The organism is Aliiglaciecola sp. 2_MG-2023 (assembly GCF_030548145.1).
GTDB lineage: Bacteria > Pseudomonadota > Gammaproteobacteria > Enterobacterales > Alteromonadaceae > Aliiglaciecola > Aliiglaciecola lipolytica_A.
On sequence record NZ_JAUORY010000010.1, the window covers coordinates 113871 to 126879 of the forward strand.

A 13009-nucleotide genomic window follows, 5' to 3' on the forward strand; every position below is an offset into this window, starting at 1 on the left:
GATCTCAATGAATGCTCTATTTGCTGTTTAACAACGGTTAAGAGTAAGACAGTTTATAATCTAAAACACCTAAGTATTCGGCTTCTCTAGCCAAATCTGCACTGATAATCGGCTTGTGCATTAACCACTGTTCAGGGAAGGTGATTTGTAATGATTTATCTTCTATTACAATCTTAAACTCAGGCAAAAAGTCATCTTGCCGTTTGATATTAAGTAGTACACCTAAGCGTAAAATTATAATCAGTTTTTTTACCGCCTCTGAATCAAATTGCCAAAATTCCGGAAGTTCGTCAGGACGTATTTTTTTGCGGTGAAATCGAGCTAAAATCGAAAGTAATATTTGTTGCTCTTGGTTAAAACCGTGCAAGTCCACATTATGCAAAATGTATCCTGAGTGGCGCTGCACGCCACGGGAGTTTATTTGCAGTCCAACCTCATGTAACAGCGCCGCCCAACTCAATAAGTTACGATATTCTTGACCGCCGATTTTCCACACTTTCTTACACTGGTTATATACCTCTAGAGTCGTCACATGAACGCGTTTTGCTTGGTCTACATCGACATCATAGCGGGTCGCCAGACTTTGTGCTGTGCGTTCACGAATATCGTGATGCGCCAGGTGTTCTTCCATTTCGTATATCACACCTTCCCGTAAAGCTGCGGCAGAATATTCTACTGAATCTATTTTGAGGCTTTTAAAGATTCCAATTAAGATTGAAATACCAGCAGCTAAGACTGGAATTCGGTCTTCTGTGACGGCTAACTTTAAGTCTTTGATATGGCCTGCGGATATACACTTGTCGCGCAACGTTTTTAGGTTGTCCAGTGATACAAAACCCTCTGGATTAGCATCATCTAATGATTGGGCTAACAGCACTATTGCCTTGATGGTGCCAGAGGTGCCGATACAGTGTCGCCAACCTAGTTTTAGGTATTTAGCGTCTATCAATTCAAGTTCTTGTTGGGCTGCGGTAATCGCCTTTTTAAAGGCGCCAGCCGTGAGAGCCCCCTCCGCAAAAAAACGCTTTGTATAACTCACACAGCCCATTTGTAAGCTGCGCATTATTTTACTATCAAAACCTTCGCCAATGATAAATTCAGTTGAACCTCCACCAATATCGACTACTAGCCTTTGGCCATTATTTTGAACTGTGTGGGCGACCCCTGAGTAGATTAAACGAGCTTCTTCAATACCGGATATTACTTCGATAGGGTAAGGTAAAATTTGCTTAGCCGCTTGAATAAAATCTTTTGCGTTTTTGGCTTTACGCAGCGTGTAAGTAGCCACAATTCTTACCGTGTCAGGTTCAAAGCCTTTGAGACTCTCAGCAATTATTTGTAGGGTATCTAAGCCTCTTTGCATGGCTTCGTCGGATAAGCGATGATGTTTATCTAAACCATCAGCTAAACGAACCTTCTGCTTAACACGGTGCAGGATTTGCACACTACCGGCAACAATTCGCGCGATCACTAGATGAAAGCTATTCGAGCCGATATCAAGCGCCGCAACTTGAGTTGTGGGTCTAGCTTCAATATTACTGAAGGCTTCACTGAATTGTGACATTTATGACATCATTCCTTAAGGCGGCTTACATCTCGATATAGTGTATTATTCTAGTGATTTTAGATAGTGATAAATTTCCACTTGAGAACGTAGTTTTTTACGATTTCCACGCTTCACATATTTATTGGTTTGTTCCGCATCAATGATTCGTGCTTTGATGGTGTCTTTCAATTGCAGTTCCAGAATATGAATAATGCGTTTTTTTAAGTCTTCATCATAAATAGGACAACCCACTTCAATGCGATTATCCATATTTCTTCCCATCCAATCGGCCGAAGAAATAAACACTTTAGGATTTCCCGCATTTGTAAAAGACATCACTCTTGGGTGTTCTAAAAAGCGATCTACAATACTAATAATAGTGATGTTTTCACTTACTCCGGGAATATTCGGTATAAGTGAACACATGCCACGGACTATGGCTCTTACTTTGACACCAGCCTGACCGGCTCGATATAAATCGTCAATTAATTGTTGGTCAACTAGGTTATTCACTTTTAAAGTGATGCCTGATGGTAAGCCTTCATTGGCATTTTGGATTTCTTGGCGCACTAAAATCTGAATTTTGGTGCGCGCATTTAGTGGCGATACTTGCAGATGTTGAAATTTATTGCGACGGTAAGGCAATTGAATCAAATCAAATACCCAAATTGCTTCTTGAGCTAATTCTTGGTTACGGGTAAACAGGCTAAAGTCAGTATAAATTTTAGCTGTTTTTTCATTGAAGTTACCCGTACCGAAATGAGAATAATGTACTAGCTCCCCTTTTTCTTCACGACTGACCACGCATAATTTACTATGGATTTTGAATGAAGGAGAACCTAACACAACTCGGATCCCGGCATCGGTCATGGTTTTTGACCATTCAATGTTGGCTTCTTCATCAAAACGCGCACGCAGTTCGACCACTACGGTTACTGTTTTACCATTGTCTACGGCGTCGATAAGTGAATTGACGATTCGCGATTTATTCGCTACGCGATAAATATTCAGACGGATATGTTTGACGCTGGGGTCAAATGCCGCTTGGCGCACAAACTCGGTAAAATGTAAAAATCGATGATAGGGATAATAAAGTAAAATATCTTTATGTTTAATAGCATCAAATACCGTGTCGAAATCAGTAAATAAGTGCGTATTTATTGCTGGTAGAGGTGGATTTTCTAAATAACTTCTGCCGACATTTGGGAAACCAATAAAGTCTTTGAAGTTTCGATAGGCACCGCCCGCTATCAAACTATCAAAAGAACTGATTTTTAAACGTTTCTTGAGATTTTTTAACATTTCTTCTGGCATATCAGCATCATAGATAACCCTTACAGGCTCAGCTATCAAACGTTGCTTCATGCTTTCAGACATTTTTTCTACGAAACTTTCATCAATCTCATCATTGATAGAATATTCTGAATCTCTGGTCACTTTAAATGAGTAAGCTTCCATTTCATCAAATTCAATAAAGCCTTTAAACACAATGCTTAAGCAAAGTTGAATAACGTCATCAATTAATATGATGTGTTTCTTTTTACGGCTTTTTTCAGGCGGAATTTGAATAAAACGCGACATGGCTTCGGTGGGCAACTCAATCGTTGCGTATTTAGTCGCTCGGTCTTTTTTATAAATAGCCACATATAAATAGGTGCCAAAGTCATTCAGGCGATCGACAAGGTTGACTTTTTTATGCAGTAATATAGGTGCAATATGGCGTAATATTTTGTTTTTAAAATAGTTTGTTAACCATTCTTGTTGATACGGGGATAGTTGGTTTTTGTCTACTATGTAGATGTTGTAGCGCTTCAGTCCGGCGATAACATCATCGTAAACTTTTTCAAAGTTATCCGTTAGAACCACCACTTTGTGTTGAATTTTTTCCATCAACAACTTGGTGTTTTCTGCTGCTTGCTCGTTACCTTCTTCTAAGTGAATATAAATTAAGCGTTTTACTTCCGCCACTCTGACTCGGTAAAACTCATCCATATTGCTGGAAAAAATGCCTAAAAATCGAATTCTTTCAACGATTGGATTGTGTTTATCCGCTGCTTCTTGCAATACACGTTCATTAAAAGAAAGCCAACTTAGTTCTTTTGGATAATAGATTTGTTCTGGATACATTAGTTACCTGATTTTTCCCGAGCTTTTTCAATAGGATGGAATGTTCCATTGTTTGTATGACAGTTTTGTTAAATTCGATGATTTCAACCTAAATAACTACCTTAAATCTACATCGACAATCAAATCGTTGGCAATATCTTCTAGTGCGTCGGAAAGTTCATCAAGTTGGAAACCTTCGGGGATAGCAACAACCGCATGGGCTTTAAACAATAAACTGCCCCAATTCGGCGCGCTTTGGCAACTAGATTCAAATTTAATAATGTTTATATTAAAACGACTCAAGGTAGTTGTGAGTTCTTGCACAATACCTGGTTTGTCGTTGCCCGTAATATCAATTTCTACGATATCGGATTTGTTATTTGAGTCGTTATCAGCGCTCACCGAGTGGATAGTTAAGTTGGGATGCTTTTGCAAAAATTCGATTAGGGTGTCATGGTTTTCGACAGGAATATCAACTTCGACAAACCCAGCGAAATGACCCGCCATGTAGGAAAAGTTACTTGCTAACCAGTTGCCTCCTAAGGAATAAACTTTTTGCGCAAGTGACTCTACGAGTCCAGGTTTATCTTTTCCGATTAAAGTTAATATTATTGGTTTCATTGAAACACCCCTCAACTTAACTATTTTAAAGTTATACCTATCGAGTCGTGCTGGATAGATAAGATTGATTGACTAATTAGTATCATAGCCTAATCATATGATAATTCGTAAATTAATCATTGTTTTGATTTGCGTCATTATATATGCCGATTCATCAATATGAGATGAGGTGACCGAAAAGATTGTCACTTGCCAGTTTGTCTATATCCATTACACTAGGCACAATTTCAAAATCAGGGTTAGTTTTGTGGGTCAGTCATCAATTGATGAATCATCGTCTAGCAATACCCAAACGGTGAAAGTCGCGCGTTTAAGGAAAGTAAAAAACCGTCTAGTTGCAGCAGCCATTGCAACATCAGGATGGTTAGTTTTGCTGACCCTGGGATTATTACTCTGGCAATTGGTCATCCAAGTTTTGCCCTTGGCTCGTGATGTGAGTATTTCACCAAAATATCAGTTTGCTATCACCCCAAATGAATCAATTTTATATCTTGGCGATGTTATCAATTCGGTGCCACTTGTTACCATGGATAAAGATTGTCGGGTGAATTTTTACTCTCAATCGGCAAGTAAGTCCAATTCAAGTTTAGTAAAAAGTAAAATTATCCCTGCGCTTTGCACCGACCAAGTAAAAGTTAAAGCCTATGATGGTCAACTGTACTTGGCGATATTGAGTCATTCAGGGATATTACGCATTGAAAAACTAAATCAAGTTGATAAACATTTATTTCCTGAGCTAGAAATGACACTGGCGGTAACCGACGTCGAACCTGTGATAAAAACGGATAAGTTTGACTTCCAACTGTCTGCAAACACGATCATGCTATCGGTGCAACAAGGTCAAATGTGGAAAGTATATAGCATTGACCGGCGCAGTAAAAATGAAATCGATGTTGTTGAGGTGAACAACCCTGAACATCTATTACTACTGCCGAGAATTGGACAATTTGTGTATGTTGCTGATAGCAAACTTACTACACATGACATCACCTCTGGCAGGTTAAACCACATTGCTTTTGATCAAGCCATCAGCACATTGAATGTCTTTCCAAGTCAACGCTCCCTGTTCATAGGTTTGCAGGATAAAACGCTGCAAAAATGGAGTATCGTGAATGCCCAAGGGCAATTAGTCTTTCAACCCATGTATTCAATGGTTACAGAGTATCAACCGAAAAATATTCTTATTCACCAATCTGAAAATGCAGCATTTATAACTGACCAAAAAAATCAGCTTAAGATCATTAATTATGTGACCGGAGAGCAAGTAAGCGACAGTTTCACTGAGCATATAAGTAATCAAATATTATTGAGCCAGAACCTTTTATACACAGTCACGAATAACACTTTGAATGTTTTCGATGTGAACTCGATCTCCGCTGTGAACTCGATTCAATCTTTGTGGGGAAAAAATAGTTATGAAGGTTACCCGCAAGCAGATTACGTTTGGCAAACTACGTCAGCTGCTGATTATCACGAAACCAAATTTAGTTTAGTTCCTCTGGTTATAGGTAGTTTAAAAGCATCCTTTTTAGCGCTTTTAATTGCGGTTCCGCTAGCTGTGTGCGCTGCAATTTATACTGGATTTTTCGCGCCAGAGCGATTGCGCAATTGGATTAAACCAAGCATCGAAGTGCTCGAAGCAATACCCTCTGTGGTGTTAGGTTTCATTGCGGCTATTTGGTTAGCTCCGTTAGCCGAGCAATTTATCTTGTCATTATTATTATTTGTCTTGCTGCTGCCTCTGGTTTTATTTTTGTTTGCGCTTTTACATCATCCTTTGGTGCAACGCTTACCCCAACGTTTTAAACAGGGATGGGAATTACCCCTTGCAAGCATTTTACTGATTGGCTTGGGCATTTTTGTGTATTCCATTACCGATGTTATGTCGTTGGCAAGCGCCAATCTTCATGGGCACTGGTTGTTGCCCATAGATACACTGGAAAACATTAATAAAAATACCCTTGTAGTAGCCTTGGCGCTAGGAATAGCTATTGTACCGAGTATTTATTCTCTGGCTGAAGATGCAATTTATGAAGTGCCAAATACCCTAAAACAAGCTTCTTCGGCACTGGGCGCAACTCGTTTGCAAACGCTGCGAAAAGTGGTGTTGATTTTAGCCTATCCAGGTATTTTAAGTGCCATTGCCTTAGGGCTAGGCAGAGCTTTTGGGGAAACAATGATTGTGTTAATGGTGACCGGCAATACACCAGTGGCGGATTGGAATTTATTGTCAGGCTTACGCACGCTAACTGCTAACTTAGCCATAGAAATGCCGGAAGCAGAAGTTGGTAGTAGCCATTATCAAATCCTGTTCTTAACGGGGCTTGTGCTATTTTTGTTTACGTTTGTGCTAAATACTTTTGCTGAGTTACTACGTCAGTGGCTAAGGAAAAACTATCAACATGGCTAATTGGAAGTTTAATCTCGAACAAAAGCAATCCATGGCGACCAGTTTGACCGCGGCAGTGGCGGGTTTTTTAGTGTTGGTATTGATTGCTCTTTCGTTATTTATTTTCGTTCGTGGTGGCACCTTTTTTTGGCCGCAAAGCATCCAGGCTATTGTGTATCAGGAACAAGACGGCACTTATCAGAGCCACTTTGTGAAGCTAGACGCAAAAACCATGCGTGTCGGTGAAGAAATCTTACATTACCGCTTTTCATCGGCAGAACAACTCTTTAGTGGTCAGATAACGCTCAGAAAATCCAGTTTAATCAGCTCTGAAACGATTCCTGATCTAGCTGTTATTGAGTTGAAAAATGGCGGGATGGTAATCGCTAAAGTCGAGTCAATACGCGACTCCGATGGCAATACATTAGGTATGCAAGAGTTTGAATTAATTCAAGGCCGAATTAACCAGCTAGTAGCCTCCACTGAGTTTATTCGTAAAGGAGAGCTTGCTGAAATTCACCGTGCACTTGCTAGTTTGGATCGCAGAGGGGTTAAAGCAGATGCACCAGCTCGGGTTAAACTGTCAAAACGTTTTTATGAGTTACAGGATGTGCTGGCGGATGTCGAACAAACTCTGCAAGGCTTTGTATTGACGGTTGCATTTGCAAATGGCACAACCTATCCCATAAATATGCAAGAAATTAGTAATGTTAGCTTTCCAAATTCAATGAATCTGGGTGACAAACTCATCTCTGCAATATCTTCTTTTGCGTCATTTATTAGCGACTCACCGAAATTAAACAATACCTCGGGAGGGGTTTTTCCTGCGTTGTTTGGGACTATTGTGATGGTGTTATTAATGACCATTTTAGTCACCCCATTTGGCGTATTGGCAGCGGTTTATTTGTATGAATATGCTCCGCAAAACAAGATGACTGCATTAATTCGAATTTCGGTGAATAACTTGGCTGGTGTTCCCTCGGTTGTATACGGTGTTTTTGGACTTGGCTTTTTTGTGTATGTAGTAGGAGCAAGTATTGATGAAGTTCTATTCTCCGATGATCTTCCTGCTGCCACATTTGGCGCGCCCGGTATTTTTTGGGCTTCATTAACCATGGCAATTTTGACCCTGCCGGTTGTCATTGTCGCGACAGAAGAAGGCTTGCGACGAGTACCCCAATCTCTCCGAGATGGTAGTTACGCGCTAGGAGCTACACAAGCCGAAACTATCTTTAAAATGATTTTACCCATTGCTAGCCCAGGTATTATGACAGGTGTAATATTAGCTATTGCTAGGGGAGCAGGGGAAGTTGCGCCTTTAATGTTAGTGGGGGCAGTGAAATTTGCGCCAGCGTTGCCTGTAGACGGTGAATTCCCATTCGTTCATTTACAGCGTCAGTTTATGCATCTTGGTGTACTAATTTATGATGGTGCATTCCATAGTCAAAATATTGGTAATGGCTCTTCATTTATCTTTGCTTGTTGTCTGTTGCTGCTGTTGATTGTGTTGAGCTTAAACTTAATCGCTATTTTTATCCGTAATCGACTTCGCAAACAATATGCACAAAATTAGGGTATGAGAATTCATGTTAAAACTGTTTGAACATGACAAATTAGATGTCAATAATTTAAAACCAGAGCAAATTGCGGTTGAAGTGAAACAGCTTAATTTGCGCTTCGGTGAGAAAAAAGTACTTGAAGACATCAATATGCAGATCCCTAAAAATCAGGTTACGGCATTGATCGGTCAAAGTGGTTGCGGTAAATCCAGTTTAATTAGCTGCTTTAATCGCATGAATGATTTAATTCATGGATGTGAAGTTACAGGGCAGGTGATTATTTCTGGTAGTGATATCTATCATCGTAAACAAAACGTAGCGACTTTGCGCACTCGTGTGGGGATGGTTTTTCAAAAACCTAATCCATTCCCCATGTCAGTTTTCGAGAACGTGTCTTATGGATTGAAATTACAAGGTGTCCATGAGAGACGAAAGCTTGATGATGCGGTAGAGCAGGCGTTACGTGAAACCGGACTTTGGAAAGAAGTCAGAGACCGTTTATTCGATTCAGCGTTAACCCTATCAGGGGGCCAGCAACAACGGATGGTAATTGCTCGCGCTTTGGCGCTAAAACCAGAGATACTATTGCTTGACGAACCTACATCAGCATTAGACCCTTTGGCTACGTTGCATATCGAAGAACTGCTGAATCAACTGAAAAAGCAGCACACTGTCATCATAGTTACTCATAATATGCAGCAAGCTGCTCGTGTATCAGATTACACTGCCTTTATTCATCAAGGTAAGCTTATAGAATATTCTGATAGTGATAGTGTGTTTACAATGCCTAAACAAAAGCAGACCGAAGCGTATATAACTGGACGGTACGGGTAGGAACAGAAAATCTATGGCTTACATTGAAATCAACACCCACATCTCCGTCGGTTTTAACAAAGAATTAGAAGATCTCAAAAATTCAGTGTTGACCATGGGAGGCTTGTTAGAGCAGCAGCTCAACGATACCTTGCAGGCATTGAAAACCAATAATGCGGGTTTAGCTGAAAAAGTGGTAATTAATGATAAAGAAATTAATTCCATGGAGATTCAGATTGATGAAGAGTGCATGCGGATCATTGCTCGACGTCATCCAACAGCTAGTGATCTTCGTTTAATCATGACAATCGCCAAAGCGACAGCCGATATCGAGCGCATGGGAGATGAAATAGAACGAGTAGCAAAACTCATTTCTCATTCCAATGTTCCAGATTCCGATTCCCTTAAGTCTAGTATGTTGGTAATAGGTGAACATGTTTTGGAGATGCTCAAAGATACTTTAGATGCATTTGCTAGACTTGATTTAGAGGCGGCTGAGAAAACCTATCAAAATGATGAATCAATCGATGCTCAATATAAGGATTTGTTGAGTATTACTATTTTAGAGATGCAGCAGCATTCTGATGAGTTAGAAAATTGGTTAGAAGTACTCTGGGCATTACGCTCATTCGAACGTATTGGTGACCGATGTAAGAATGTTTGTGAGTACGTCATATTTTTAGTTAACGGTTCTGACAACCGTGAAATTTAACCCAGCATTTGTTAGGCTGATTTTTTATTCTAATTTGTGCTTTTTTAAAGCACTTTGGGTTTTATGATTTTTCGCTAGACCCCTTTTGTTTAAAGGGTTTCAGGTGTGTCATAAAAATGTCATATAAACAGGCTAGTCTTTCGCGTATGATTCAGGCTTCTGGATTGGCTAATCGATTATTTTAGAGATATATAATGTCAACAAATTCATTTCTTGGTGTATTTGCAAAATCACCGCTGAAGCCGATTGAAGATCATATTGATCTGGTCGATCAGTGTACTCAATTACTTGCTGTATTTTTCCAACATGTTTACCAATGTGATTGGATTAGTGCAGAGGCTGTACAACAACAAATATCTCAACTGGAAAAACAGGCAGATAAGGTTAAACGTGAATTAAGGACTAACTTACCAACAGGTTTGTTTATGCCTATTCAACGTCAAGACATACTTGCCCTGATTACACAGCAAGATAAGTTGGCCAACAAAGCGAAAGATATTTCTGGTCGTATTATTGGTCGTCAGTTACAGATTCCCGAATCATTGCAGGAGTCATTCAATACCTATTTGCTTAGGTGTCTTGATGCCTCAACCCAAGCTAAAAACGTCATCAATGAATTGGATGAATTGTTAGAAGCTGGTTTTAAAGGCAGAGAAGTTGATCTAGTTGAAAGAATGATAGCTCAACTTGATGAAATAGAAGATGAAACAGATAGCCTGCAAATAATTATGCGCAGCTCCTTAATGAAAATGGAATCTGGAATGAATCCTGTAGATGTTATGTTTTTATACAACATCATTGAATTAGTCGGCGGTTTAGCCGACACGGCAGAGCGAATAGGTGCTCGACTTGAATTGATGTTAGCGGGATAAAAGGCGTACCTCTATGGAAATTATTAATGACTACGGGTTTATCCTGATTGTTGTTGCAGCTGTTGTTGGGTTTTTAATGGCTTGGGGGGTTGGCGCTAATGATGTGGCTAATGCGATGGGTACATCCGTTGGGTCTAAAGCGTTAACCATTAAACAAGCTGTATTTATTGCAATGGTGTTTGAATTTGCCGGTGCTTATCTGGCTGGTGGCGAGGTTACCTCAACAATAAGAAAAGGCATTATAGATACAGCCTATTTTACTGATACTCCCGAGCTACTCGTGTTCGGAATGATAGCCGCGTTGTTCTCAGCTGGTATATGGCTAGCTGTTGCTTCCTATTTGGGGTGGCCAGTTTCCACCACTCACTCCATTATTGGTGCCATTGTTGGATTCGCCGCCGTAGGCATAGGCTCTGAAGCCGTCGAGTGGGCCAAAGTTGGTGGCATTGTTGGTAGTTGGGTTGTGACACCCGCAATTTCAGGCTTTATTGCGTTTCTCATCTTTATGAGCGCTCAACGTCTCATCTTCGATACTGATAATCCGTTTAGAAATGCCAAACGTTATGTGCCTTTTTACATGGCGTTCGCTGGCTTTGTGATGTCTTTGGTGACCATCACTAAAGGTTTGAAGCACGTAGGGTTACACTTTACGTATGTTGAAGCTTGTGTGTTTTCGGTCATTATCGCGATACTTGTTTCAATTGTCGGACGTTTATATATAAATCGAATCAAATTTGACGAGAGTCTAGACAGATCGATGCATTTTGCTAACGTTGAGAAAGTCTTTGCTATTTTAATGATTGTTACCGCTTGTTGTATGGCGTTTGCTCACGGTTCAAATGATGTGGCGAATGCGATTGGGCCATTGGCTGCAGTGGTGTCCGTGGTCAATAATCATGGTGAAATTACCGCAAAAGCAACTTTGGATTGGTGGATATTGCCACTTGGTGCTTTGGGTATTGTTTCTGGCCTAGCGTTATTCGGTCATCGCGTTATTCGAACTATTGGTAACGGTATTACCCATTTGACACCAAGTCGGGGTTTTGCCGCAGAACTTGCTGCCGCTTCTACAGTGGTTATTGCTTCTGGTACTGGGTTGCCAATATCTACAACACAAACTCTCGTGGGAGCTGTGTTAGGAGTAGGTATGGCCCGTGGTATCGCGGCATTAAATCTAGGTGTAGTACGTAATATTGTTATCTCTTGGGTTGTCACCTTGCCAGCTGGCGCAGCATTATCTATTGTTTTCTTCTTTATGCTTAAAGGTATTTTTGCACCTTAATCTAAATTCCCAAAAGCGATTTTTATTTTTTCTCAAAGCGGCACCTTTTGGTGCCGTTTTTATTTGATTTGAATATTTAAAAATCTGATTTAAACTAGCTTATGTAATCAGTTTTTTAGAAGATAAATAATGAAATGGCCTAATTTAAAGCATCTGCATTACCTCGTTGTTCTCCATGAAGTACAGCATTTTAATAAAGCTGCTCAGCTATGTTGTGTGAGTCAATCTACTCTCAGTACCGCGATTCAAAATCTCGAAGAACAATTTGCTTGTCAACTCTTAGAACGGGATCATAAAACCTTTGTTTTTACGCCGTTTGGACTGGAGTTAGTTGAGCGCAGTAAAAAATTGTTAAACGATGCGACTGAATTGGTCGATTTTGCGCAGTCTGCGGGAAATTGGTTGGCGGGTAATTTAAAGCTAGGCGTCATTCCTACTATCGCTCCTTTTATCTTTGAAGGCGTGTTGGGAGTGGTCAAATCGAACTTCCCTGAGTTGCAGTTAAAACTGCAAGAAGACACCACGGAAAACCTTTTACGACAATTAAATGATGGTATTTTAGATCTTCTGATTTTAGCTTTACCTATGGAAACCCCAGGTTGCAAACAATTGGTGATTGGCCATGATCCCTTCCATTTAATTGCCCATAGCGACTTAGTTAGTTCCCTACCTGAGCCAATGGATATGTCTGCACTGCCAAAAGAGAGCGTATTCTTGCTACAGCGAGAGCATTGCATGACAGGCCATGCAGTTAGCGCTTGTCGACTTCAGCACTCCGAGCAAGTTAGTTCACTGGCTGCATCGAGCTTGCATACTCTAGTTGAACTGGCGAATAGCAAACTTGGCTTTACATTTATGCCTGAGCTCGCTATTGAACATCATATATTGAGTACCTCGCAATTAGTATCTATGCCTGCTGAAGATAATGCTTATCGAGAGATTGGTTTAGTCTGGCGTTCGGGGACCACCCGAGTGCGGTTATTCCGATTATTAGCAGAACTTCTGTCACCATTGATGCCCATTCCTACATTGAAAAAATAATTTTACAAGTTTCAAACTATTTGAAACCTGGTCTCGACTATATTCACAAGCAGACTAATGGAACCATC

10 protein-coding genes are annotated in these 13009 nt (G+C 40.3%); 7 read left to right on the forward strand and 3 right to left on the reverse strand.

The features are described 5' to 3' along the window. Positions 1-37: 37 nt before the first annotated feature. From ppx to Q4567_RS12305, 3 genes are all read right to left on the reverse strand, one after another. Positions 38-1564 (reverse strand): exopolyphosphatase, encoded by a 1527-nt coding sequence (gene ppx / locus Q4567_RS12295; protein ID WP_216046857.1) that lies wholly within the window; start codon positions 1562-1564, stop codon positions 38-40. 45 nt (positions 1565-1609) lie between these two features. After that, a complete protein-coding gene (ppk1, locus tag Q4567_RS12300; RefSeq protein WP_216046856.1) occupies positions 1610-3673 on the reverse strand; it encodes a polyphosphate kinase 1 in 2064 nt (687 codons plus the stop codon). 96 nt (positions 3674-3769) lie between these two features. Continuing rightward, entirely contained in the window at positions 3770-4273 is a 504-nt protein-coding gene (locus tag Q4567_RS12305) for a glycine cleavage system protein R (protein WP_216046855.1), read from the reverse strand. 247 nt (positions 4274-4520) lie between these two features. Here Q4567_RS12305 and Q4567_RS12310 point away from each other — a divergent pair, with 247 nt between their 5' ends. From Q4567_RS12310 to Q4567_RS12340, 7 genes are all read left to right on the forward strand, one after another. After that, on the forward strand, positions 4521-6683 hold the full coding sequence (locus Q4567_RS12310) for an ABC transporter permease subunit (protein WP_303500546.1): 2163 nt from the start codon (positions 4521-4523) through the stop codon (positions 6681-6683). Next, positions 6676-8235: a phosphate ABC transporter permease PstA gene (gene pstA / locus Q4567_RS12315; RefSeq protein ID WP_216046853.1), complete on the forward strand. Its 1560-nt coding sequence runs from the start codon at positions 6676-6678 to the stop codon at positions 8233-8235. The genes Q4567_RS12310 and pstA overlap by 8 nt, the downstream gene beginning before the upstream one ends. 13 nt (positions 8236-8248) lie before the next feature. Next, positions 8249-9055, forward strand: coding sequence for a phosphate ABC transporter ATP-binding protein PstB (gene pstB / locus Q4567_RS12320; RefSeq protein ID WP_216046852.1), 807 nt, complete (start codon positions 8249-8251; stop codon positions 9053-9055). 13 nt (positions 9056-9068) lie between these two features. Then, entirely contained in the window at positions 9069-9746 is a 678-nt protein-coding gene (gene phoU / locus Q4567_RS12325; protein WP_216046851.1) for a phosphate signaling complex protein PhoU, read from the forward strand. 194 nt (positions 9747-9940) lie between these two features. Continuing rightward, entirely contained in the window at positions 9941-10618 is a 678-nt protein-coding gene (locus Q4567_RS12330) for a TIGR00153 family protein (RefSeq protein WP_216046850.1), read from the forward strand. A gap of 13 nt (positions 10619-10631) precedes the next feature. Next, the gene (locus Q4567_RS12335) at positions 10632-11900 is read left to right on the forward strand and encodes an inorganic phosphate transporter (RefSeq protein ID WP_303500547.1); all 1269 of its coding nucleotides are present in this window, start codon (positions 10632-10634) and stop codon (positions 11898-11900) included. 129 nt (positions 11901-12029) lie between these two features. Then, positions 12030-12941 carry a hydrogen peroxide-inducible genes activator gene (locus tag Q4567_RS12340; protein WP_216046848.1) on the forward strand — a complete coding sequence of 304 codons (912 nt, stop codon included), beginning with the start codon at positions 12030-12032 and terminating at the stop codon, positions 12939-12941. Positions 12942-13009 lie beyond the last annotated feature (68 nt).

Excerpts from the sequence above, each read along its gene's own strand:
- ppx (WP_216046857.1), bottom strand. The coding sequence starts at position 1,564 with ATGTCACAATTCAGTGAAGCCTTCAGTAATATTGAAGCTAGACCCACA.
- ppk1 (WP_216046856.1), bottom strand. The coding sequence starts at position 3,673 with ATGTATCCAGAACAAATCTATTATCCAAAAGAACTAAGTTGGCTTTCT.
- Q4567_RS12305 (WP_216046855.1), bottom strand. The coding sequence starts at position 4,273 with ATGAAACCAATAATATTAACTTTAATCGGAAAAGATAAACCTGGACTC.
- pstA (WP_216046853.1), top strand. The coding sequence starts at position 6,676 with ATGGCTAATTGGAAGTTTAATCTCGAACAAAAGCAATCCATGGCGACC.
- pstB (WP_216046852.1), top strand. The coding sequence starts at position 8,249 with ATGTTAAAACTGTTTGAACATGACAAATTAGATGTCAATAATTTAAAA.
- phoU (WP_216046851.1), top strand. The coding sequence starts at position 9,069 with ATGGCTTACATTGAAATCAACACCCACATCTCCGTCGGTTTTAACAAA.
- Q4567_RS12330 (WP_216046850.1), top strand. The coding sequence starts at position 9,941 with ATGTCAACAAATTCATTTCTTGGTGTATTTGCAAAATCACCGCTGAAG.
- Q4567_RS12335 (WP_303500547.1), top strand. The coding sequence starts at position 10,632 with ATGGAAATTATTAATGACTACGGGTTTATCCTGATTGTTGTTGCAGCT.
- Q4567_RS12340 (WP_216046848.1), top strand. The coding sequence starts at position 12,030 with ATGAAATGGCCTAATTTAAAGCATCTGCATTACCTCGTTGTTCTCCAT.